This window comes from Pseudomonas sp. B21128 (assembly GCF_044218865.1).
Taxonomy (GTDB): domain Bacteria; phylum Pseudomonadota; class Gammaproteobacteria; order Pseudomonadales; family Pseudomonadaceae; genus Aquipseudomonas; species Aquipseudomonas iridis.
In genome coordinates, this window is the sequence record NZ_CP162590.1 from 1,954,291 (window position 1) to 1,976,502 (window position 22,212).

General features: G+C 54.5%; 32 protein-coding genes. All 32 read left to right on the plus strand.

Going from position 1 to position 22,212, the window contains the following annotated elements; genetic code table 11:
• Positions 1 to 41 precede the first annotated feature (41 nt).
• The 32 genes from rpoC (at position 42) to AB4P91_RS08805 (ending at position 22,196) form a co-directional block, all read left to right on the plus strand.
• A complete protein-coding gene (rpoC, locus tag AB4P91_RS08650; RefSeq protein ID WP_042561345.1) occupies positions 42 to 4,241 on the plus strand; it encodes a DNA-directed RNA polymerase subunit beta' in 4,200 nt (1,399 codons plus the stop codon).
• A 216-nt stretch (positions 4,242 to 4,457) separates the two neighbouring features.
• Positions 4,458 to 4,829, plus strand: coding sequence for a 30S ribosomal protein S12 (gene rpsL, locus AB4P91_RS08655; RefSeq protein ID WP_003186084.1), 372 nt, complete (start codon positions 4,458 to 4,460; stop codon positions 4,827 to 4,829).
• A 107-nt stretch (positions 4,830 to 4,936) separates the two neighbouring features.
• The gene (rpsG, locus tag AB4P91_RS08660) at positions 4,937 to 5,410 is read left to right on the plus strand and encodes a 30S ribosomal protein S7 (protein WP_007916467.1); all 474 of its coding nucleotides are present in this window, start codon (positions 4,937 to 4,939) and stop codon (positions 5,408 to 5,410) included.
• A 30-nt stretch (positions 5,411 to 5,440) separates the two neighbouring features.
• Positions 5,441 to 7,546 carry an elongation factor G gene (fusA, locus tag AB4P91_RS08665; RefSeq protein ID WP_150595168.1) on the plus strand — a complete coding sequence of 702 codons (2,106 nt, stop codon included), beginning with the start codon at positions 5,441 to 5,443 and terminating at the stop codon, positions 7,544 to 7,546.
• A gap of 31 nt (positions 7,547 to 7,577) precedes the next feature.
• Positions 7,578 to 8,771, plus strand: a complete 1,194-nt coding sequence (gene tuf / locus AB4P91_RS08670) for an elongation factor Tu (RefSeq protein WP_150595169.1) — start codon at positions 7,578 to 7,580, stop codon at positions 8,769 to 8,771.
• A 153-nt stretch (positions 8,772 to 8,924) separates the two neighbouring features.
• Positions 8,925 to 9,236 carry a 30S ribosomal protein S10 gene (rpsJ, locus tag AB4P91_RS08675; RefSeq protein WP_003186070.1) on the plus strand — a complete coding sequence of 104 codons (312 nt, stop codon included), beginning with the start codon at positions 8,925 to 8,927 and terminating at the stop codon, positions 9,234 to 9,236.
• 80 nt (positions 9,237 to 9,316) lie between these two features.
• A complete protein-coding gene (gene rplC, locus AB4P91_RS08680; RefSeq protein WP_007253310.1) occupies positions 9,317 to 9,952 on the plus strand; it encodes a 50S ribosomal protein L3 in 636 nt (211 codons plus the stop codon).
• 12 nt (positions 9,953 to 9,964) lie between these two features.
• Positions 9,965 to 10,567: a 50S ribosomal protein L4 gene (rplD, locus tag AB4P91_RS08685; RefSeq protein WP_003228735.1), complete on the plus strand. Its 603-nt coding sequence runs from the start codon at positions 9,965 to 9,967 to the stop codon at positions 10,565 to 10,567.
• The gene (gene rplW / locus AB4P91_RS08690) at positions 10,564 to 10,863 is read left to right on the plus strand and encodes a 50S ribosomal protein L23 (RefSeq protein ID WP_002555488.1); all 300 of its coding nucleotides are present in this window, start codon (positions 10,564 to 10,566) and stop codon (positions 10,861 to 10,863) included. The genes rplD and rplW overlap by 4 nt, the downstream gene beginning before the upstream one ends.
• A 14-nt stretch (positions 10,864 to 10,877) precedes the next feature.
• Entirely contained in the window at positions 10,878 to 11,702 is an 825-nt protein-coding gene (rplB, locus tag AB4P91_RS08695; RefSeq protein ID WP_042561342.1) for a 50S ribosomal protein L2, read from the plus strand.
• 16 nt (positions 11,703 to 11,718) lie between these two features.
• Complete coding sequence (gene rpsS, locus AB4P91_RS08700; protein WP_003228731.1) at positions 11,719 to 11,994, plus strand: 30S ribosomal protein S19; 276 nt, start codon at positions 11,719 to 11,721, stop codon at positions 11,992 to 11,994.
• Positions 11,995 to 12,005: 11 nt separating this feature from the next.
• A complete protein-coding gene (gene rplV / locus AB4P91_RS08705) occupies positions 12,006 to 12,338 on the plus strand; it encodes a 50S ribosomal protein L22 (protein ID WP_003103908.1) in 333 nt (110 codons plus the stop codon).
• A 13-nt stretch (positions 12,339 to 12,351) separates the two neighbouring features.
• Positions 12,352 to 13,038, plus strand: a complete 687-nt coding sequence (gene rpsC / locus AB4P91_RS08710) for a 30S ribosomal protein S3 (RefSeq protein ID WP_003176422.1) — start codon at positions 12,352 to 12,354, stop codon at positions 13,036 to 13,038.
• A 12-nt stretch (positions 13,039 to 13,050) separates the two neighbouring features.
• A complete protein-coding gene (gene rplP, locus AB4P91_RS08715) occupies positions 13,051 to 13,464 on the plus strand; it encodes a 50S ribosomal protein L16 (RefSeq protein WP_003232424.1) in 414 nt (137 codons plus the stop codon).
• Complete coding sequence (gene rpmC / locus AB4P91_RS08720; protein ID WP_002555481.1) at positions 13,464 to 13,655, plus strand: 50S ribosomal protein L29; 192 nt, start codon at positions 13,464 to 13,466, stop codon at positions 13,653 to 13,655. The genes rplP and rpmC overlap by 1 nt, the downstream gene beginning before the upstream one ends.
• Before the next feature lie 2 nt (positions 13,656 to 13,657).
• Positions 13,658 to 13,924 (plus strand): 30S ribosomal protein S17, encoded by a 267-nt coding sequence (gene rpsQ, locus AB4P91_RS08725; protein WP_003194644.1) that lies wholly within the window; start codon positions 13,658 to 13,660, stop codon positions 13,922 to 13,924.
• Between the two features lie 23 nt (positions 13,925 to 13,947).
• Entirely contained in the window at positions 13,948 to 14,316 is a 369-nt protein-coding gene (gene rplN / locus AB4P91_RS08730; protein ID WP_002555479.1) for a 50S ribosomal protein L14, read from the plus strand.
• 11 nt (positions 14,317 to 14,327) lie between these two features.
• Complete coding sequence (gene rplX / locus AB4P91_RS08735) at positions 14,328 to 14,642, plus strand: 50S ribosomal protein L24 (protein ID WP_042561341.1); 315 nt, start codon at positions 14,328 to 14,330, stop codon at positions 14,640 to 14,642.
• A gap of 20 nt (positions 14,643 to 14,662) precedes the next feature.
• Positions 14,663 to 15,202 (plus strand): 50S ribosomal protein L5, encoded by a 540-nt coding sequence (gene rplE, locus AB4P91_RS08740; protein ID WP_003210069.1) that lies wholly within the window; start codon positions 14,663 to 14,665, stop codon positions 15,200 to 15,202.
• Between the two features lie 13 nt (positions 15,203 to 15,215).
• Positions 15,216 to 15,521 (plus strand): 30S ribosomal protein S14, encoded by a 306-nt coding sequence (gene rpsN, locus AB4P91_RS08745; RefSeq protein WP_003228726.1) that lies wholly within the window; start codon positions 15,216 to 15,218, stop codon positions 15,519 to 15,521.
• Positions 15,522 to 15,730: 209 nt separating this feature from the next.
• A complete protein-coding gene (gene rpsH / locus AB4P91_RS08750) occupies positions 15,731 to 16,123 on the plus strand; it encodes a 30S ribosomal protein S8 (RefSeq protein WP_007966178.1) in 393 nt (130 codons plus the stop codon).
• A gap of 12 nt (positions 16,124 to 16,135) precedes the next feature.
• On the plus strand, positions 16,136 to 16,669 hold the full coding sequence (gene rplF, locus AB4P91_RS08755) for a 50S ribosomal protein L6 (RefSeq protein ID WP_003176412.1): 534 nt from the start codon (positions 16,136 to 16,138) through the stop codon (positions 16,667 to 16,669).
• 10 nt (positions 16,670 to 16,679) lie between these two features.
• Positions 16,680 to 17,030, plus strand: coding sequence for a 50S ribosomal protein L18 (gene rplR / locus AB4P91_RS08760; protein ID WP_003186037.1), 351 nt, complete (start codon positions 16,680 to 16,682; stop codon positions 17,028 to 17,030).
• Positions 17,031 to 17,033: 3 nt separating this feature from the next.
• Positions 17,034 to 17,534 carry a 30S ribosomal protein S5 gene (gene rpsE / locus AB4P91_RS08765; RefSeq protein WP_003176409.1) on the plus strand — a complete coding sequence of 167 codons (501 nt, stop codon included), beginning with the start codon at positions 17,034 to 17,036 and terminating at the stop codon, positions 17,532 to 17,534.
• A gap of 2 nt (positions 17,535 to 17,536) precedes the next feature.
• The gene (gene rpmD / locus AB4P91_RS08770; RefSeq protein ID WP_003176408.1) at positions 17,537 to 17,713 is read left to right on the plus strand and encodes a 50S ribosomal protein L30; all 177 of its coding nucleotides are present in this window, start codon (positions 17,537 to 17,539) and stop codon (positions 17,711 to 17,713) included.
• 3 nt (positions 17,714 to 17,716) lie between these two features.
• A complete protein-coding gene (gene rplO / locus AB4P91_RS08775) occupies positions 17,717 to 18,154 on the plus strand; it encodes a 50S ribosomal protein L15 (RefSeq protein WP_042561340.1) in 438 nt (145 codons plus the stop codon).
• A complete protein-coding gene (gene secY / locus AB4P91_RS08780; protein WP_150595170.1) occupies positions 18,155 to 19,483 on the plus strand; it encodes a preprotein translocase subunit SecY in 1,329 nt (442 codons plus the stop codon).
• Positions 19,484 to 19,510: 27 nt separating this feature from the next.
• Positions 19,511 to 19,627, plus strand: a complete 117-nt coding sequence (gene rpmJ / locus AB4P91_RS08785; RefSeq protein WP_002555468.1) for a 50S ribosomal protein L36 — start codon at positions 19,511 to 19,513, stop codon at positions 19,625 to 19,627.
• A gap of 129 nt (positions 19,628 to 19,756) precedes the next feature.
• Positions 19,757 to 20,113 (plus strand): 30S ribosomal protein S13, encoded by a 357-nt coding sequence (gene rpsM, locus AB4P91_RS08790; protein WP_150595171.1) that lies wholly within the window; start codon positions 19,757 to 19,759, stop codon positions 20,111 to 20,113.
• A gap of 30 nt (positions 20,114 to 20,143) precedes the next feature.
• Positions 20,144 to 20,533, plus strand: coding sequence for a 30S ribosomal protein S11 (rpsK, locus tag AB4P91_RS08795; RefSeq protein ID WP_002555466.1), 390 nt, complete (start codon positions 20,144 to 20,146; stop codon positions 20,531 to 20,533).
• 18 nt (positions 20,534 to 20,551) lie between these two features.
• The gene (gene rpsD, locus AB4P91_RS08800; RefSeq protein WP_003176404.1) at positions 20,552 to 21,172 is read left to right on the plus strand and encodes a 30S ribosomal protein S4; all 621 of its coding nucleotides are present in this window, start codon (positions 20,552 to 20,554) and stop codon (positions 21,170 to 21,172) included.
• A gap of 22 nt (positions 21,173 to 21,194) precedes the next feature.
• Positions 21,195 to 22,196, plus strand: a complete 1,002-nt coding sequence (locus AB4P91_RS08805) for a DNA-directed RNA polymerase subunit alpha (RefSeq protein WP_003186012.1) — start codon at positions 21,195 to 21,197, stop codon at positions 22,194 to 22,196.
• The last annotated feature ends 16 nt before the right edge of the window (positions 22,197 to 22,212 follow it).

Below are 22,212 nucleotides of genomic sequence, written 5' to 3' on the forward strand. Positions count from 1 at the left end.
GGCAGGATTGCCCGCTCTCTGCTCCGCCAGGAGGAAAGGCCTTGAAAGACCTACTGAATTTGCTGAAAAACCAGGGTCAAGTCGAAGAGTTCGACGCCATCCGTATTGGATTGGCCTCGCCTGAGATGATCCGCTCATGGTCGTTCGGCGAAGTTAAAAAGCCGGAAACCATCAACTACCGTACGTTCAAACCTGAGCGTGACGGTCTGTTCTGCGCCAAGATCTTTGGCCCGGTAAAGGATTACGAGTGCCTGTGCGGTAAGTACAAGCGCTTGAAGCACCGTGGTGTGATCTGCGAGAAGTGCGGCGTTGAAGTTGCACTGGCCAAGGTTCGTCGTGAGCGCATGGCGCACATCGAACTGGCTTCGCCGGTTGCCCACATCTGGTTCCTGAAATCGCTGCCGTCGCGTATCGGTTTGCTGATGGACATGACCCTGCGTGATATCGAACGTGTTCTCTACTTCGAGAGCTATGTCGTTATCGATCCGGGCATGACCACCCTTGAAAAAGGCCAGCTGCTGAACGACGAGCAGTATTTCGAAGCGCTGGAAGAGTTCGGTGACGATTTCGATGCCCGCATGGGTGCCGAGGCTGTCCGCGAACTGCTGCACGCTATCGACCTGGAGCACGAGATTGGCCGTCTGCGTGAAGAAATTCCGCAAACCAACTCCGAAACCAAGATCAAGAAGCTGTCCAAGCGTCTGAAGTTGATGGAAGCCTTCCAGGGTTCCGGCAACCTTCCAGAATGGATGGTGCTGACCGTTCTTCCGGTTCTGCCGCCAGATCTGCGTCCACTGGTTCCGCTGGATGGTGGTCGTTTCGCGACTTCCGACCTCAACGATCTGTATCGTCGAGTGATCAACCGTAACAACCGCTTGAAGCGTCTGCTCGATCTGTCCGCACCGGACATCATCGTGCGTAACGAAAAGCGTATGTTGCAGGAAGCTGTCGATGCACTGCTCGACAACGGTCGTCGTGGCCGCGCTATCACCGGTTCGAACAAGCGTCCTCTGAAATCCCTGGCTGACATGATCAAGGGTAAGCAAGGCCGTTTCCGTCAGAACTTGCTCGGTAAGCGTGTTGACTACTCCGGTCGTTCGGTAATTACCGTAGGCCCGACCCTGCGTCTGCACCAGTGCGGTCTGCCGAAGAAGATGGCTCTCGAGCTGTTCAAACCGTTCATTTTCGGCAAGCTTGAAATGCGGGGTCTCGCGACCACCATCAAAGCGGCCAAGAAGATGGTCGAGCGCGAACTGCCAGAGGTTTGGGACGTTCTCGCTGAAGTGATCCGTGAACACCCGGTTCTCCTCAACCGTGCACCGACCCTTCACCGTCTGGGTATCCAGGCGTTTGAACCGGTACTGATCGAAGGTAAGGCTATTCAGCTGCACCCTCTGGTCTGCGCCGCGTACAACGCCGACTTCGACGGCGACCAAATGGCCGTGCACGTACCGCTGACACTGGAAGCTCAGTTGGAAGCGCGTGCGTTGATGATGTCGACCAACAACATTCTGTCGCCAGCCAACGGTGAGCCAATCATCGTTCCGTCGCAGGACGTTGTATTGGGTCTGTACTACATGACTCGCGAAGCGATCAACGCCAAGGGCGAAGGTCGTGTGTTTGCGGATCTGCAGGAAGTTGACCGTGTGTTCCGTGCTGGCGAAGCCGCACTGCACGCCAAGGTTAAAGTACGTATCAACGAAACCGTCAACGACCGTGACGGCAACAGTGTGAGCGGTACCCGTATCGTCGACACTACTGTCGGCCGTGCGCTGCTGTTCCAGGTTGTGCCGAAAGGGTTGTCTTACGACGTCGTCAACTTGCCGATGAAGAAAAAGGCGATCTCCAAGCTGATCAACCAGTGCTACCGCGTGGTTGGTTTGAAAGAGACCGTGATCTTCGCTGACCAGTTGATGTACACCGGTTTCGCTTACTCGACCATCTCCGGCGTTTCCATCGGTGTTAACGACTTCGTTATCCCGGATGAAAAAGCCCGCATCATCGGTGCTGCCACCGACGAAGTGAAAGAGATCGAGAGCCAGTACGCCTCCGGCCTGGTAACCCAGGGCGAGAAGTACAACAAAGTGATCGACCTTTGGTCGAAAGCGAACGACGAAGTCTCGAAGGCGATGATGGCCAACCTCTCGAAAGAGAAAGTCATCGACCGACATGGCGTCGAAGTCGACCAGGAATCTTTCAACTCGATGTACATGATGGCTGACTCGGGTGCGCGGGGTTCCGCAGCACAGATTCGTCAGCTGGCCGGTATGCGTGGTCTGATGGCCAAGCCGGACGGTTCCATCATTGAAACGCCGATTACTGCGAACTTCCGTGAAGGTTTGAGCGTACTTCAGTACTTCATCTCTACTCACGGTGCTCGTAAAGGTCTGGCGGATACCGCGTTGAAAACTGCGAACTCCGGTTACCTGACTCGTCGTCTGGTAGACGTGGCGCAGGATCTGGTTGTAACCGAGATCGATTGCGGCACCGAACACGGTCTGTTGATGACTCCGCACATTGAAGGCGGTGACGTTGTAGAGCCGTTGGGTGAGCGCGTATTGGGTCGTGTTATTGCCCGTGACGTATTCAAGCCAGGTACCGAGGACGTTATCGTTCCTGCCGGCACTCTGGTAGATGAGAAGTGGGTCGAGTTCATCGAGCTGAACAGCATCGACGAAGTGATCGTGCGTTCGCCGATCAGCTGCGAAACCCGCTATGGCATTTGTGCCAAGTGCTACGGCCGTGATCTGGCTCGTGGTCACCAGGTGAACATCGGTGAAGCGGTCGGCGTTATCGCTGCCCAGTCCATCGGTGAGCCGGGTACCCAGCTGACGATGCGTACGTTCCACATCGGTGGTGCGGCAAGCCGTACTTCCGCAGCCGACAGCGTTCAGGTGAAGAATGGCGGTACCGTCCGTCTGCACAACCTGAAGCACGTTGAGCGAGTGGATGGTCACTTGGTTGCTGTGTCCCGTTCTGGTGAGCTGGCAATCGCTGATGACTTCGGTCGTGAGCGTGAGCGTTACAAGCTGCCATACGGTGCTGTGATTTCGGTTAAAGAGGGTGACAAGGTCGACGCTGGCGCAATCGTGGCCAAGTGGGATCCGCACACTCACCCAATCGTTACCGAAATGAAAGGTACCGTGACCTACGTGGGCATGGAAGAAGGCATCACGATCAAGCGTCAGACTGACGAATTGACCGGTATGACCAACATTGAAGTACTCGACGCGAAAGATCGTCCAGCTGCCGGCAAAGAAATTCGCCCAGCAGTGAAGATGGTCGACGACAACGGCAAGGATCTGTTGCTGCCAGGCACTGACGTTATCGCTCAGTACTTCCTGCCAGCCAACGCCCTGGTCGGTGTTGCGGATGGTGCGAAGATTGCGATCGGTGATGTTATCGCTCGTATCCCGCAAGAAACTTCGAAAACTCGAGATATCACCGGTGGTCTGCCGCGTGTTGCCGACTTGTTCGAAGCTCGTCGTCCGAAAGAAGCGTCGATCCTCGCTGAAGTCAGCGGCACCATCGCGTTCGGTAAAGAGACCAAAGGCAAGCGTCGTCTGGTTATTACCCCGAACGATGGTACTGATCCGTACGAAGAGCTGATTCCGAAGTGGCGTCACCTGAACGTGTTCGAAGGCGAACAGGTAAACCGCGGCGAAGTTATCTCCGACGGTCCTAGCGATCCGCATGACATCCTGCGTCTGCTGGGTGTGAGCGCGCTGGCCAAGTACATTGTTAACGAGATCCAGGACGTTTACCGTCTGCAAGGCGTGAAGATCAACGACAAGCACATCGAGACCATTCTGCGTCAGATGCTGCGTAAGGTTGAGATCGCTGAATCCGGCGATTCGACTTTCATCAAGGGCGACCAGATGGAATTGACTCACGTACTGGTAGAGAACGAGCGTCTGGGCGCGGAAGACAAATTTGTCTCCAAGTTCACTCGCGTTCTGCTGGGTATCACCAAGGCGTCGTTGTCGACCGAATCGTTCATCTCGGCGGCTTCCTTCCAGGAAACCACCCGCGTACTGACCGAAGCGGCCGTTACCGGCAAGCGCGATTACCTGCGCGGCCTGAAAGAAAACGTAGTCGTGGGTCGTCTGATCCCGGCCGGTACCGGTCTGGCATATCACAGCGAGCGCAAGCGTCGTCGTGAAGCAGACAAGCCGTTGCGCGTAAGCGCCAGTGAAGTGGAAGCTGCACTGACCGAAGCGCTGAACTCGAGCGGTAACTGAGTTCTGCGACATATGAGCGTAAGGCCCTGATCGCACCGTTCATCGAATCGAGACAATTTGTCGAGGTTCGATGAGTGGGGAGGTCGGGGCCTTGCCTTGACTGGGGACAAGATCCTCTTTAGACTCTTGTACCCCTAAATTTGGCGGGAATTCGTTCCTGCCATTTTGCTTTTCTTGCAAGACAATAGCGTCGCAAGACAACAGTGGAGCTAGTAGATGGCAACTATCAACCAGCTGGTACGTCAGCCGCGTAAGCGTATCGTCGAGAAATCCGACGTGCCTGCGCTGCAGAACTGCCCGCAACGTCGTGGCGTATGCACCCGTGTGTATACCACCACGCCGAAAAAACCTAACTCGGCACTGCGTAAAGTATGCCGTGTGCGTCTGACCAACGGTTTCGAGGTTTCCTCGTACATCGGCGGTGAAGGCCACAACCTGCAAGAGCACAGCGTCGTACTGATTCGTGGCGGCCGTGTAAAAGACTTGCCAGGTGTTCGTTACCACACCGTTCGCGGTTCTTTGGATACTTCCGGCGTTAAAGGTCGTAACCAGGGTCGTTCGAAGTACGGTACCAAGCGTCCGAAGTAATCGGTCGTTTTGCAGATTTTTATTTTATTGAGTCGATAAGAGTAAGGTCGGGCACGCATCCTTTGGATCTGTCCCGAGCTAACCTGAAGACCGCTTGAGGGCTTATCATGCCAAGACGTCGCGTAGCAGCAAAGCGTGAGATTCTGGACGATCCGAAATACGGAAGCCAGATCCTCGCCAAATTCATGAACCACGTTATGGAAAGCGGCAAGAAAGCCGTTGCCGAGCGTATCGTTTATGGTGCCCTGGAAACCGTTGCAACCCGTAAGGCTGGCACCGATCCCCTGGAACTCTTCGAAAAAGCACTCGACGCCATCGCTCCGCTGGTCGAAGTGAAGTCGCGCCGCGTTGGTGGTGCTACTTACCAGGTTCCGGTCGAGGTTCGTCCTTCCCGTCGTAACGCTCTGGCAATGCGCTGGTTGGTAGACTTCGCGCGCAAGCGTGGCGAGAAGTCTATGGCTCTGCGTTTGGCTGGCGAGCTGCTGGATGCTGCTGAAGGTAAAGGTGCTGCTGTTAAGAAGCGTGAAGACGTGCACCGTATGGCAGAAGCCAACAAAGCTTTCTCGCACTACCGCTTCTAATTTTAGCTTCACTAATTTTGCGAGGGCTTTATGGCTCGTACTACTCCGATTAGTCGCTACCGTAACATCGGTATCGTCGCTCACGTGGATGCTGGTAAAACCACCACCACCGAGCGCGTCCTTTTTTACACTGGCAAAAGTCACAAAATGGGCGAGGTGCATGACGGCGCCGCGACCACAGACTGGATGGTTCAGGAGCAGGAGCGTGGTATTACCATTACTTCTGCTGCCATTACCGCCTTCTGGAAAGGTTCTGCTAAGCAGTACAAAGACGAGCACCGCTTCAACGTAATCGATACCCCGGGCCACGTAGACTTCACCATTGAAGTTGAACGTTCCCTGCGCGTACTCGACGGCGCTGTCGTTGTGTTCTGCGGTACTTCGGGTGTTGAGCCTCAGTCGGAAACCGTATGGCGTCAAGCCAACAAATACGGTGTTCCACGTCTTGTTTACGTAAACAAGATGGACCGTGCTGGTGCGAACTTCCTGCGCGTGATCGAACAGATCAAAAAGCGTCTGGGTCACACTCCGGTGCCGATCCAGTTGGCTATCGGTTCGGAAGACAACTTCCAGGGTCAGATTGATCTGATCAACATGGAAGCTGTGTACTGGAATGATGCTGATAAAGGTATGGTTCCTGTTCGTAAGCCTGTTCCTGAAGATATGCAGGAATTGGCTGCCGAATGGCGCGACAACATGGTTCAGGCTGCTGCCGAAGCCAACGAAGAGCTGATGAACAAGTACCTGGAAGGCGAAGAGCTGACGATCGAAGAGATCAAAGCTGCTTTGCGTCAGCGTACTATCGCCGGCGAAATCGTTCTGGCCGTTTGCGGTTCTTCCTTCAAGAACAAGGGTGTTCCCCTGGTTCTCGACGCCGTTATCGACTTCCTGCCTGCGCCAACCGATATTCCTGCTATCAAGGGTACTGACCCGGATAACGAGGAAATCGAGCTGGAGCGTCACGCAGACGATGCGGAGCCGTTCTCGGCTTTGGCGTTCAAGATCGCTACCGACCCATTCGTGGGTACTTTGACCTTCGTCCGCGTTTACTCGGGCGTGTTGAACTCCGGCGACGGCGTGATCAACTCGGTTAAGGGCAAGAAAGAGCGCGTGGGCCGTATGGTGCAAATGCACGCAAACGCCCGTGAAGAGATCAAGGAAGTGCGCGCTGGTGACATCGCGGCCCTGATCGGCATGAAGGACGTCACCACTGGTGAAACCCTCTGCAACGCTGACAAGCCAATCATTCTGGTTCGTATGGACTTCCCGGAGCCGGTTATTTCGGTTGCCGTAGAGCCTAAGACCAAGGATGACCAGGAAAAAATGGGTATCGCTCTGGGCAAACTTGCTCAGGAAGACCCTTCTTTCCGCGTTAAGACTGATGAAGAGACTGGTCAAACGATCATCTCCGGCATGGGCGAGCTGCACCTGGACATCCTGGTTGACCGGATGCGCCGTGAGTTCAACGTCGAAGCCAACATCGGCAAGCCTCAGGTTTCCTATCGTGAGCGCATCACGAAGAACTGCGAAATCGAAGGCAAGTTCGTTCGCCAGTCCGGCGGTCGTGGCCAGTTCGGTCACTGCTGGATTCGTTTTGCTCCTGCTGACGAAGGTCAGGAAGGTCTGCAATTCGTGAACGAAGTAGTAGGTGGTGTGGTTCCTAAGGAATACATCCCGGCTATCCAGAAGGGTATCGAAGAGCAGATGAAGAACGGCGTTGTTGCCGGCTATCCGCTGATCGGCCTGAAGGCTACCGTGTTCGATGGTTCTTACCACGACGTCGACTCCAACGAGATGGCGTTTAAAGTGGCTGCTTCCATGGCGACCAAGCAACTGGCCCAGAAGGGTGGTGGTGAGTTGCTCGAGCCGATCATGGCTGTAGAGGTTGTTACGCCTGAAGACTATATGGGTGATGTGATGGGCGACCTTAACCGTCGTCGCGGCATGATCCAGGGTATGGAAGACACGGTCTCCGGCAAAGTAATTCGTGCCGAAGTTCCGCTGGGTGAAATGTTCGGTTATGCGACCGACGTTCGTTCCATGTCCCAGGGTCGCGCAAGCTACTCTATGGAATTCAAAAAATACGATACAGCCCCGTCGCACATCGTCGAGTCTGTTACCAAAAAACAAGGCTGATTCAGCCCCTTTAGGCTAGGAGTTAATTGTCGTGGCTAAAGAAAAATTTGATCGTTCCCTACCGCACGTCAACGTTGGCACCATTGGTCACGTTGACCACGGTAAAACCACTCTGACTGCTGCTCTGACTCGCGTTTGCTCCGAAGTTTTCGGTTCCGCAATCGTTGACTTCGACAAGATCGACAGCGCACCAGAAGAAAAAGCTCGTGGTATCACCATCAACACCGCGCACGTTGAATACAACTCGCTGATCCGTCACTACGCTCACGTTGACTGCCCAGGTCACGCTGACTATGTGAAGAACATGATCACTGGTGCTGCTCAGATGGACGGCGCAATCCTGGTTTGCTCGGCCGCTGATGGTCCGATGCCACAAACCCGTGAGCACATCCTGCTGTCCCGCCAGGTTGGCGTTCCGTACATCGTGGTCTTCCTGAACAAGGCTGACCTGGTAGACGACGCTGAGCTGCTGGAACTGGTTGAGATGGAAGTTCGCGACCTGCTGTCCACCTATGACTTCCCAGGCGACGACACTCCGATCATCATCGGTTCGGCTCGTATGGCTCTGGAAGGCAAAGACGACAACGAAATGGGCACCTCTGCCGTTCGTAAGCTGGTTGAGACTCTGGACAGCTACATTCCGGATCCAGTTCGCGTAATCGACAAGCCGTTCCTGATGCCAATCGAAGACGTATTCTCGATCTCGGGTCGCGGTACTGTTGTAACTGGCCGTATCGAGCGCGGTATCGTTCGCGTTCAGGATCCACTGGAAATCGTTGGTCTGCGTGACACTACTGTCACCACCTGCACCGGTGTTGAAATGTTCCGTAAGCTGCTCGACGAAGGTCGTGCTGGCGAGAACTGCGGCGTGCTGCTGCGCGGCACCAAGCGTGACGACGTAGAGCGTGGCCAGGTTCTGGTTAAGCCGGGTTCGGTTAAGCCGCACACTACCTTCGAAGCTGAAGTGTACGTGTTGAGCAAAGAAGAAGGCGGTCGTCACACTCCGTTCTTCAAAGGCTACCGTCCACAGTTCTACTTCCGGACCACTGACGTGACCGGTAACTGCGAACTGCCGGAAGGCGTTGAAATGGTAATGCCGGGCGACAACATCAAAATGGTTGTCACCCTGATCAAGACCATCGCAATGGAAGACGGTCTGCGTTTCGCTATCCGTGAAGGCGGTCGTACCGTCGGCGCTGGCGTCGTAGCCAAAATCATCGCCTAACTCTTTTGAGTTAAATGATGAATTGAAGAAAGCCTCCGCTTAGCGGGGGCTTTTTTATTGGGTTGACACCAATCTGGGGCGTCTATAGAATTGCGCCTCCTTTTAACGGGCGTATTGCGCTCGGTGGGAATAGCAGCCGGAGTCTGAAATCCAATGCAAAATCAGCAAATCCGTATCAGGTTGAAGGCTTTTGACCATCGCCTGATCGACCAATCCACCCAGGAAATCGTGGAAACCGCGAAACGTACTGGTGCTCAAGTGCGTGGTCCAATTCCACTGCCTACCCGTAAAGAGCGGTTCACCGTTCTGGTCTCCCCGCACGTCAACAAAGACGCGCGTGACCAGTACGAGATCCGTACTCATAAGCGCGTACTGGACATCGTCCAGCCAACGGATAAAACCGTTGATGCACTTATGAAGCTTGATCTTGCGGCCGGTGTGGAAGTGCAGATCAGCCTCGGCTAAGACTCGGTCTTAGTCGTGTAACGCTCTGAAATGGGCGGCCATAGCGGGTGAAAGCCCCGTACACTCATGAGGTTTACAACATGACTATTGGTGTAGTCGGTCGTAAATGCGGTATGACCCGTATTTTCACCGAAGAAGGTGTCTCCATTCCGGTCACGGTCATTGAGATCGAGCCGAATCGCGTCACCCAGTTCAAAACTGAAGAGACCGATGGCTATCGTGCAGTGCAAGTCACTGTAGGCGAGCGTCGTGCTTCGCGTGTTACAGCTGCTCAGGCTGGCCACTTCGCTAAGGCGAACGTTGCCGCTGGTCGCACTGTCATGGAGTTCCGTCTTGAAGAAGGCGACTACCAGGCTGGCGATCTGATCAACGCTGAAATCTTCGCCGCTGGCCAACTGGTTGATGTAACCGGTCAGTCCAAGGGTAAGGGTTTCCAGGGTACGATCAAGCGTTGGAATTTCCGCGGGCAAGATAACACCCACGGTAACTCCGTATCCCACCGCGTCCCAGGCTCTATCGGCCAGTGCCAGACTCCTGGTCGTGTATTCAAGGGCAAAAAAATGTCCGGTCATATGGGCGCTGAGCGCGTGACCGTGCAGTCCCTGGAAGTAGTGCGCGTGGACGCTGAACGCAATCTGTTGTTGGTCAAGGGCGCTGTTCCTGGCGCTACTGGCGGCAACCTGGTTGTACGTCCAGCAGCCAAGGCTCGCGGTTAAGGGGAAGCTGACATGCAATTAAATGTAAATGACGCTCAAGCGATCGAAGTTTCCGAACTGACATTTGGCGGCGAATTCAACGAGACGCTGGTTCACCAAGCAGTCGTGGCCTACATGGCCGGCGGCCGTCAAGGTAGCAAGCAGCAAAAGACCCGTTCCGACGTTCGTGGTGGCGGTAAGCGCCCATGGCGTCAGAAAGGTACTGGCCGTGCTCGTGCCGGTACTATCCGTAGCCCAATCTGGCGTGGCGGCGGTACCACTTTCGCAGCTCGTCCGCAGGATCACTCCCAGAAGCTGAACAAGAAGATGTACCGCGCAGCAATGCGTTCCATCCTTGCTGAGCTGGTGCGTACTGATCGTCTGGTCGTGGTTCAGGATTTCGCTGTTGAAACTCCGAAAACCAAAGATCTGCTGGGCAAGCTGAACAACATGAGCCTGACCGATGTTCTCATCGTGTCGGACGCTGTTGATCAGAACCTGTACCTGGCTGCTCGTAACCTGCCGCACGTAGATGTACGTGACGTTCAAGGTTCCGATCCAGTTAGTCTGATCGCATACGACAAGGTGTTGATCACCGTGTCGGCCGTGAAGAAATTCGAGGAGCTGCTGGGATGAACCAGGAACGCGTATTTAAAGTTCTGCTTGGCCCGCACGTTTCCGAAAAGGCTACGGTTCTGGCTGACAAGAAGGGCCAGTTCGTTTTCAAGGTTGCAACTGACGCAACCAAGCTGGAAATCAAGAAGGCCGTCGAAAGCCTGTTCAGCGTGAAAGTTGAGCGTGTTACTACCCTGAACGTTTTGGGTAAGAGCAAGCGCACGGCTCGCGGTCTGGGCAAGCGTAATGACTGGAAGAAGGCAGTTATCTCCCTTCAGCCAGGCCAAGATCTCGATTTCAGCAGCAGTGCTGAGTAAGGAAGGGGTGCATCATGGCAATCGTTAAATGCAAACCGACTTCCCCTGGCCGCCGTTTTGTGGTCAAGGTGGTCAACCAGGAGCTGCATAAAGGCGCTCCTCACGCACCGCTGCTCGAGAAAAAATCGAAGACTGGTGGTCGTAACAACAATGGCCGTATTACTACCCGTCACATAGGTGGTGGTCATAAGCAGCATTATCGTATGGTCGACTTCCGTCGCAACGACAAAGATGGCATTCCAGCCACTGTTGAGCGTATTGAATACGATCCAAACCGTACTGCTCACATTGCTCTTATGTTGTACGCAGACGGCGAACGCCGTTACATCATCGCCCCTAAAGGCGTGAGCGCTGGCGACCAGCTGATTTCGGGTGCTTTGGCTCCGATCAAGCCAGGCAACCAGTTGCAACTGCGCAGCATTCCAGTTGGTAGCACCGTACACGGCATCGAATTGAAGCCAGGTAAAGGCGCGCAGATCGCTCGTTCCGCTGGTGCCTCGGCTCAGCTGATCGCTCGTGAAGGTGTGTACGTTACCCTGCGTCTTCGCTCCGGTGAAATGCGTAAAGTCCTGGCTGAATGCCGTGCGACCCTGGGTGAAGTCTCGAACTCCGAGCACAGCCTGCGTTCGCTGGGTAAAGCTGGTGCCAAGCGCTGGCGTGGCGTTCGCCCAACCGTTCGTGGTGTTGCCATGAACCCGGTTGACCACCCACATGGTGGTGGTGAAGGTCGTACCTCTGGTGGTCGTCATCCGGTATCGCCATGGGGCTTCCCGACTAAGGGCGCGAAGACTCGTGGTAATAAGCGTACCGACAAAATGATCGTCCGTCGTCGCAAGTAAATAGAGGGATACGACAGTGCCACGTTCTCTGAAAAAAGGTCCTTTTATTGATCTTCACCTACTGAAGAAGATCGAAGTGGCGGCGGAAAAGAACGATCGCAAACCAATTAAGACTTGGTCGCGTCGTTCGATGATCCTGCCACAAATGGTCGGTCTGACCATCGCAGTACACAACGGTCGTCAACACGTCCCAGTTCTCGTTAACGAAGACATGGTCGGCCACAAACTGGGCGAGTTTGCCGGTACCCGCACTTATCGTGGGCACGTGGCAGACAAGAAAGCCAAGCGTTAAGGGGTTAGGAAATGGAAGTAGCCGCTAAGTTGTCGGGCGCTCGAATCTCCGCCCAGAAAGCCCGCTTGGTCGCCGACCAGATTCGCGGGAAGAAGGTGGGCGAAGCGCTCAACTTGTTGGCTTTCAGCAGTAAGAAAGCCGCCGAGATCATGAAGAAAGTGCTGGAGTCGGCCGTAGCCAACGCCGAGCATAACGAAGGCGCAGACGTTGATGACCTGAAGGTCAGCACCGTTTTCGTCAACGAAGGGCGTTCGCTGAAGCGCATCATGCCACGTGCCAAAGGCCGTGCTGATCGCATCGTCAAGCGGTCTTGCCATATCACTGTCAAGGTTGCTGACAAGTAACGGAGTCGAAGAGATGGGTCAGAAAGTACATCCCATTGGCATTCGCCTGGGAATCGTCAAGGAGCACACCTCCGTCTGGTACGCAGACGGTCGGACTTATGCGGACTATTTGTTCGCTGATCTGAAGGTGCGTGAGTATCTCCAAGACAAACTAAAAAGCGCGTCCGTAAGCCGTATCGATATCCATCGTCCGGCGCAAACTGCACGTATCACCATCCACACTGCTCGTCCAGGTATCGTTATCGGGAAGAAAGGTGAAGATGTTGAGAAACTGCGTCAGGACCTGACCAAGCAAATGGGTGTGCCTGTGCACATCAATATCGAAGAGATCCGCAAGCCGGAGCTCGACGGTATGCTGGTTGCGCAGAGCGTAGCTCAGCAGCTGGAGCGTCGCGTAATGTTCCGTCGCGCTATGAAGCGCGCTGTTCAGAACGCCATGCGCATTGGTGCCAAAGGCATCAAAATCCAAGTGAGCGGTCGTCTCGGCGGTGCTGAAATCGCACGTACTGAATGGTATCGCGAAGGGCGTGTGCCATTGCACACCCTGCGTGCCGACATCGACTATGCCAACTACGAAGCTCACACCACTTACGGTGTGATCGGTGTAAAGGTTTGGATCTTCAAAGGCGAAGTAATTGGTGGTCGCCAAGAAGAACTGAAACCACAAGCACCAGCGCCTCGTAAAAAAGCTGCTAAGTAAGGGGTACGCCAAATGTTGCAACCTAAGCGTACGAAGTTCCGCAAGCAGATGACAGGTCACAACCGTGGCCTGGCTCAGCGCGGTAGCAAAGTCAGCTTCGGCGAGTTCGCGCTGAAGTCTGTAGCTCGTGGTCGTCTCACCGCTCGTCAGATCGAGTCAGCGCGTCGTGCTCTGACCCGTCACGTTAAACGTGGCGGCAAGATCTGGATCCGTGTATTCCCGGACAAGCCGATCTCCAAAAAGCCCCTCGAAGTTCGGATGGGTAAAGGTAAGGGTAACGTGGAATACTGGGTAGCCCAGATTCAGCCAGGCAAAGTCCTGTATGAAATCGAGGGTGTAACTGAAGAGCTGGCGCGTGAGGCTTTTGCCCTGGCTGCTGCAAAGCTGCCGCTCGCCACCGCCTTTGTTAAACGGACGGTGATGTGATGAAAGCGAATGAACTTCGTGAAAAATCCGCACAGCAGCTGAACGAGCAACTGCTCGGCTTGCTGCGCGACCAGTTCAATCTGCGTATGCAGAAAGCAACTGGCCAGTTGGGGCAGTCTCATCTGCTCTCGCAAGTTAAGCGTGACATCGCTCGCGTGAAGACTGTGCTTAACCAGCAGGCAGGTAAGTGATCATGGCTGAAGCCGAAAAAACTGTCCGTACGCTGACTGGCCGTGTTGTCAGCGACAAGATGGACAAAACCATCACCGTTCTGATCGAGCGTCGCGTTAAGCACCCGATCTACGGTAAATATGTTAAGCGTTCGACTAAGCTGCACGCGCACGACGAAACCAATCAGTGCCATATCGGCGACAAAGTCACTATTCGTGAAACTCGTCCGATGGCCAAGACCAAGTCTTGGGCACTGGTTGATGTTCTCGAACGCGCTGTGGAAGTCTAAGGACTAGGGGTCGGAGAAATTATATGATTCAGACTCAATCCATGCTCGATGTGGCCGATAACAGCGGCGCTCGCCGTGTTATGTGCATCAAGGTGCTGGGTGGCTCCCATCGTCGTTACGCTGGTATCGGTGACATCATCAAAGTTACCGTGAAGGAAGCAATTCCTCGCGGTAAAGTGAAAAAAGGCCAAGTGATGACTGCTGTTGTAGTCCGCACTCGTCACGGCGTACGTCGTGCTGATGGCTCCATTATCCGCTTTGATGGCAACGCTGCTGTTCTTCTGAACAACAAGCAAGAGCCGATCGGCACCCGTATCTTTGGGCCAGTGACCCGTGAGCTTCGTACTGAGAAGTTCATGAAGATCGTCTCGCTCGCCCCAGAAGTGCTGTAAGGAGATCCGACATGCAAAAGATTCGTCGTGACGACGAGATCATCGTGATCGCCGGCAAAGACAAAGGTAAGCGCGGTAAGGTGCTGAAGGTTCTTGCTGACAACCGTCTGGTTGTTGGTGGTCTGAACCTGGTCAAGCGTCATACCAAGCCTAACCCGATGTCGGGCGTACAAGGCGGTATCGTCGAGAAAGAAGCGCCACTGCACGCTTCTAACGTAGCCATCTTCAATGGCGAAACCAACAAGGCTGACCGCGTTGGTTTCAAAGTAGAAGAAGGTAAGAAAATTCGTGTCTTCAAGTCGACCCAAAAAGCGGTTGATGCTTGAACACTGCTAGGTAGAAGACCATGGCACGACTAAAAGAGATTTACCGGAAGGAAATCGCTCCGAAGCTTAAGGAAGAACTTAAGCTTTCGAACGTGATGGAAGTTCCGCGCGTTACCAAAATCACCCTGAACATGGGTCTGGGCGAAGCGATCGGCGACAAAAAAGTCATCGAGCACGCTGTTGCTGACCTGGAAAAGATCACCGGCCAAAAAGTCGTTGTGACCTACGCTCGTAAATCCATCGCTGGCTTTAAAGTCCGCGAAGGATGGCCGATCGGTGTCAAGGTGACTCTGCGCCGTGAGCGTATGTATGAGTTCCTGGATCGTCTGCTGTCGATCTCCCTGCCTCGGGTTCGCGACTTCCGCGGCCTGAATGCCAAGTCCTTTGATGGTCGTGGTAACTACAGCATGGGCGTAAAAGAGCAGATCATTTTCCCGGAAATCGACTACGACAAGATCGATGCTCTCCGCGGTCTGGACATTACCCTGACCACCACTGCCAAGAACGATGACGAAGGCCGCGCTCTGCTGCGTGCTTTCAAATTCCCGTTCCGCAACTGATTGGAGTAGGAAAATGGCCAAGAAGAGCATGAAAAACCGTGAGCTGAAGCGTCAGCTCACTGTTGCCAAGTACGCCACCAAGCGTGCAGCGCTGAAAGCTATCATCGTTGATCTGAACGCAAGTCCAGAAGCGCGTTGGGAAGCTACCGTAGCTCTGCAGAAGCAACCACGTGACGCAAGCGCTTCGCGCATGCGTAACCGTTGCCGCCTGACTGGTCGTCCGCACGGCGTTTATCGCAAGTTCGGCCTTGGCCGTAACAAGTTGCGTGAAGCTGCAATGCGTGGTGACGTTCCAGGTCTGGTTAAAGCCAGCTGGTAATCGCTGTCAAAGCCTTGATGGTCGGATTTGCAAGAGTCTGACCATCGGTGGCCTTGAATTTGAATCAAGCCCCTTTTGGGGCTTGATTCATTTCTGGGGTGTGTCTAGAATGACCGGCTCGCCTGAGCCCGTGTTTTTCATGCCCGGAAGTTCTCGGCGACAAGTAGTAGCCGCAAGGCTAATTTTTCTGTATTAGGAGCGTCTAGCCCATGAGTATGCAGGACCCGTTAGCGGACATGCTAACTCGAATCCGTAATGCCCAGATGGCTGAAAAGTCTGTCGTAAGCATGCCGTCTTCCACGCTGAAGGTGGCTGTAGCAAAAGTCCTGAAGGACGAAGGTTACATCGCGGATTTTCAGATCACCACCGACGCTAAGCCGTCGTTGTCCATCTCGCTGAAGTACTTCGAAGGCCGTCCGGTTATCGAAGAAGTGAAGCGCGTTAGTCGTCCAGGCCTGCGTCAGTACAAGTCCGTTGAAGATCTGCCGAAAGTTCGTGGCGGTCTTGGCGTGTCTATCGTCTCCACCAACAAAGGTGTGATGACGGATCGTGCTGCGCGCGCTGCCGGTGTCGGCGGCGAAGTTCTTTGCACTGTGTTCTAAGGGGGGATAAGCATGTCTCGCGTCGCTAAGAACCCCGTTAAGCTGCCAGCCGGTGTCGAAGTAAAATTCGCAGGCCAACAGCTTTCGGTGAAGGGTGCCAAGGGCACTCTTGAACTGAACATCCATTCGTCCGTTGAGATTGTTGAAGAAGCTGGTGAGCTGCGTTTCGCTGCTCGCAATGGCGATCAACAAACTCGCGCAATGGCCGGTACCACGCGTGCGTTGGTAAACAACATGGTCCAAGGCGTAAGCCAAGGCTTCGAGCGTAAGCTCCAGCTGGTCGGTGTTGGTTACAAAGCGCAAGCAAAAGGCACGGTTTTGAACCTTGCCCTTGGCTTCTCGCACCCAGTGGATTACGAACTGCCGGAAGGCATCACCGCTGAGACTCCTAGCCAGACCGATATCCTGATCAAGGGCATCGATAAGCAGCTGGTAGGTCAAGTGGCCGCTGAGATCCGCGACTTCCGTCCACCAGAGCCGTACAAAGGCAAAGGTGTGCGCTACGCGGACGAAGTCGTCCGTCGTAAAGAAGCCAAGAAGAAGTAGGGCATAGCAAATGACCGACAAAAAAGTTACTCGACTGCGTCGCGCTCGCAAAGCACGCCTGAAAATGCACGAACTCGAAGTCGTGCGTCTCTGCGTGTTCCGCTCGTCGCAGCACATCTACGCCCAGGTCATCTCGGCCGACGGCAACAAGGTCTTGGCAAGCGCCTCGACTTTGGATAAAGAACTGCGTGATGGTGCCACTGGCAACATCGACGCGGCCACAAAGGTTGGCCAGCTGGTCGCTACGCGTGCTAAGGCCGCTGGCGTCTCGCAAGTGGCTTTCGACCGCTCTGGCTTCAAGTATCACGGCCGCGTTAAAGCGCTGGCTGATGCTGCTCGTGAAGCTGGGCTGGAGTTCTAAGTTATGTCAAATAACGACCAAAAGCGCGACGAAGGCTACATTGAGAAGCTGGTTCAAGTTAACCGCGTAGCCAAAACCGTTAAAGGCGGCCGTATCTTCACTTTTACCGCGTTGACCGTGGTTGGTGATGGTAAGGGGCGTGTTGGCTTCGGCCGTGGCAAGTCACGTGAAGTGCCTGCTGCGATCCAGAAGGCAATGGAAGCTGCTCGCCGCAACATGATTCAAGTTGACCTGAACGGCACCACTCTGCAGTACGCAATGAAGTCCGCTCATGGCGCTTCGAAGGTGTACATGCAGCCTGCTTCTGAAGGTACCGGTATCATCGCTGGTGGCGCTATGCGTGCTGTCCTCGAAGTTGCTGGCGTTCAGAACGTTCTGGCCAAGTGCTACGGCTCGACTAACCCGGTAAACGTGGTTCACGCCACTTTCAAGGGTCTGAAAGCCATGCAATCTCCTGAGTCTATTGCCGCCAAGCGTGGCTTGACCGTCAAGGAGATCTTCTGATCATGGCTACCGTTAAAGTAACGCTGATCAAAAGCATGACCGGCCGCATCCCTAACCACAAATTGTGCGTTAAGGGTCTGGGTCTGCGTCGCATCGGTCACACTGTAGAAGTCCAGGATACTCCCGAGAATCGCGGGATGATCAACAAGGCTTACTACATGCTGCGTGTCGAGGGTTAATCGATGAAACTCAATGATCTGAGTCCAGCGCCGGGTTCCCGTCGTGAAAAGCATCGTCCGGGCCGTGGTATCGGTAGCGGTTTGGGTAAGACTGGTGGCCGTGGCCACAAAGGTCAGACCTCCCGCTCCGGTGGCACCATTGCTCCAGGCTTTGAAGGCGGTCAACAGCCGCTGCATCGTCGCCTGCCGAAGTTCGGTTTCGTTTCCCTGAAGGCTATGGATCGCGCAGAAGTGCGTCTGTCCGAGCTGGCTAAAGTGGAAGGCGACATCGTCACCGTGCAGTCCCTGAAAGATGCCAACGTGATTAACGTCAACGTACAGCGTGTGAAAATCATGCTGTCCGGTGAAGTGACTCGCGCTGTCACTATCGGCAAGGGAATCGGCGCCACCAAAGGTGCGCGTTCGGCTATCGAAGCAGCTGGCGGCAAGTTCGAGGAATAAATGGCTAAGCAAGGTGCTCTCTCTGCGCTCGGCAAAGGCGGTATGTCTGAACTCTGGGCTCGTCTGCGTTTTCTGTTCCTGGCGATTATCGTCTACCGAATAGGCGCACACATCCCGGTTCCAGGTATCAACCCGGACCGACTCGCAGAACTGTTTCGACAGAATGAGGGGACCATTCTTAGCTTGTTCAACATGTTCTCTGGCGGCGCGCTGGAAAGGATGAGCATCTTTGCACTGGGGATCATGCCGTACATTTCGGCATCGATCATCATGCAACTGATGACAGCCGTCAGCCCGCAGTTGGAGCAGTTGAAGAAGGAAGGTGAAGCTGGGCGTCGCAAGATTGCTCAGTACACCCGCTACGGCACTGTCGTTCTCGCTCTCGTTCAGGCTATTGGCATGTCCATTGGTCTGGCGGGGCAGGGCGTATCGTTCACTGGTGACTTTGGCTTCCATTTCGTCGCGGTATCCACTTTTGTGGCTGGTGCGATGTTCATGATGTGGCTGGGTGAGCAGATTACTGAACGTGGTGTTGGCAACGGTATCTCGATGTTGATTTTCGCAGGTATCGTCGCCGGTCTTCCGAGAGCGATCGGGCAGTCTTTCGAGTCTGCGCGTCAGGGTGACATCAACATTTTTGCCCTGGTTGCGATCGGTTTGCTGGCAGTAGCGATTATCGGTTTTGTGGTGTTCATTGAGCGTGGTCAGCGTCGTATTGCTGTTCACTACGCCAAGCGTCAGCAGGGCCGTAAGGTCTTTGCTGCGCAGACTAGCCACTTGCCGCTGAAGGTGAACATGGCCGGTGTTATTCCGGCTATTTTCGCGAGCAGCATTTTGCTGTTCCCGGCTTCGTTGGGTACCTGGTTCGGTCAGTCTGAAGGTATGGGCTGGTTGCAGGACATCTCGCAGTCGATCGCTCCTGGTCAGCCGTTGAATATTCTGCTGTTTAGTGCAGGGATTATTTTCTTCTGCTTCTTCTATACGGCGTTGATGTTCAATCCGAAAGACGTAGCGGAAAACCTGAAGAAGTCCGGTGCCTTTATTCCGGGCATCCGTCCAGGCGAGCAGTCGGCGCGCTATATTGATGGTGTTCTGACCCGCTTGACCCTGTTCGGTGCTCTATATATGACGGCCGTATGTCTGTTGCCCCAGTTCCTGGTGGTTGCGGCAAACGTTCCGTTCTACCTTGGCGGGACCTCGTTGCTGATCGTGGTCGTGGTTGTGATGGACTTCATGTCCCAAGTACAATCGCACCTCGTTTCGCACCAGTACGAATCCCTGATGAAGAAAGCCAACCTGAAGGGTTACGGCAGCGGCATGTTGCGCTGAGTACCCATAAGGTTCGAGGAGTTGGTGATGAAAGTTCGTGCATCGGTGAAAAAGCTGTGCCGTAACTGCAAAATTATTCGCCGCGAAGGTGTTGTTCGAGTAATTTGCAGCGCGGAACCGCGTCACAAACAGCGCCAAGGCTGAGTGTGATCCGCTTGAAGCCCGGCAGCTAGTGCGCTGCCGGGTTGATTATTTGTTATTACAGCGATATTATCTCGCGCCCTATTTCTTGGCTTCCGGGGCGTAGGTAGCTGTCAATTGGAGTCCCACTGAATGGCCCGTATTGCAGGCGTTAACATTCCAGATAACAAGCACACTGTTATCTCGCTGACCTACATCTATGGTGTTGGTCGCACTACTGCGCAGAAAATTTGCGCAGAGACTGGGGTAAACCCAGCCGCTAAGATCAAAGATCTGAGCGACGAGCAGATTGAACAGTTGCGTGGCGAAGTGGCGAAGTTCACCACTGAAGGTGACCTGCGTCGCGAAGTCAACATGAAAATCAAGCGTTTGATGGATCTCGGTTGCTACCGCGGTCTGCGTCATCGTCGTGGTCTTCCAGTGCGCGGTCAGCGTACCAAGACTAACGCGCGTACCCGTAAAGGTCCGCGTAAGCCGATCCGCAAGTAATCGCCCACGCGAATCGACAGGAAATTAATCATGGCAAAACCTGCTGCTCGTCCTCGTAAAAAAGTTAAAAAGACAGTGGTTGATGGCATCGCCCACATCCATGCTTCTTTTAACAACACAATCGTGACCATCACCGACCGTCAAGGTAACGCGCTTTCTTGGGCTACCTCCGGTGGTTCGGGTTTCCGCGGTTCCCGCAAGTCCACCCCGTTTGCTGCTCAAGTAGCTGCTGAACGTGCTGGTCAAGCTGCGCTGGAATATGGCCTGAAAAACCTCGACGTTAACGTCAAAGGTCCAGGTCCAGGTCGTGAGTCTGCTGTCCGTGCATTGAACGGCTGTGGCTATAAGATCGCCAGCATCACCGACGTGACGCCAATCCCGCACAACGGGTGCCGTCCGCCGAAGAAGCGCCGCGTGTAATCCAGGAGATTGTAAAGAATGGCTCGTTACATTGGTCCAAAATGCAAACTCGCTCGTCGCGAAGGCACCGATCTCTTCCTGAAGAGCGGCGTGCGCGCGATCGAATCGAAGTGCAACATTGAAGCAGCACCTGGTATCCACGGCCAACGCCGCGGTCGCCAGTCCGACTACGGCACCCAACTGCGTGAAAAGCAGAAGGTCCGTCGTATCTACGGCGTTCTCGAGCGTCAGTTCAGCGGCTACTACAAAGAAGCTGCTGGCAAGAAAGGTGCAACCGGTGAAAACCTGCTGCAACTGCTCGAATGCCGTCTGGACAACGTTGTATACCGTATGGGCTTTGGTTCGACTCGTGCCGAATCCCGCCAGCTGGTATCGCACAAGTCGATCAGCGTTAACGGTCAGACCGTAAACGTTCCGTCGTATCAGGTTCGTGCTGGTGACGTGGTTGCAGTTCGCGAGAAAGCAAAAAACCAGCTTCGCATTGTCCAAGCTCTCGATCTGTGTGCCCAACGTGGCCGCGTAGAATGGGTAGAAGTAGACACTGAGAAGAAGTCGGGCGTTTTCAAGAACGTTCCTGCTCGCAGTGATCTGTCCGCCGACATCAACGAAAGCCTGATTGTCGAGCTCTACTCCAAGTAAGGGCTAGAAAATAGGTGCATCCATGCAGATTTCGGTAAATGAGTTCCTGACACCCCGCCATATTGATGTGCAGGTTGTCAGTCCAACCCGCGCCAAGATCACTCTCGAGCCTCTCGAGCGTGGTTTTGGCCACACCCTGGGCAACGCGCTGCGACGCATCCTGTTGTCCTCAATGCCCGGCTGCGCAGTAGTCGAGGCCGAGATTGACGGTGTGCTCCACGAGTACAGCGCCATCGAAGGTGTACAGGAAGACGTAATTGAAATCCTGTTGAACCTTAAAGGTCTGGCCATCAAGCTGCACGGTCGTGACGAAGTTACGCTGACCTTGTCGAAGAAGGGTTCGGGGGTGGTTACCGCTGCCGATATTCAGCTGGATCATGATGTCGAGATCGTTAATCCCGATCACGTAATCGCTAACCTGGCGTCTAACGGCGCCCTGAACATGAAGCTCACTGTAGCTCGTGGTCGTGGTTATGAACCAGCCGACTCGCGTCAGAGCGATGAAGACGAAAGCCGCAGCATCGGTCGCTTGCAGCTTGACTCTTCGTTCAGCCCGGTTCGCCGTATCGCATACGTGGTGGAAAACGCCCGTGTCGAGCAGCGTACTAACCTGGACAAGCTGGTTATTGATCTGGAAACCAACGGTACTCTGGATCCTGAAGAGGCAATTCGCCGCGCTGCAACCATTCTGCAACAGCAGTTGGCTGCGTTCGTCGACCTCAAAGGTGACAGTGAGCCAGTGGTTGTCGAACAGGAAGACGAGATCGATCCGATCCTGCTTCGCCCGGTTGACGATCTGGAACTGACTGTACGTTCGGCTAACTGCCTTAAGGCGGAAAACATCTACTACATCGGTGACCTGATTCAGCGTACCGAAGTAGAGCTGTTGAAGACTCCGAACCTGGGTAAGAAATCCTTGACTGAAATCAAGGACGTTCTGGCCTCCCGCGGTCTGTCCCTCGGCATGCGCCTCGACAACTGGCCGCCTGCAAGTCTTAAGAAGGACGACAAGGCGACTGCCTGATCGTCGTAATCACCGA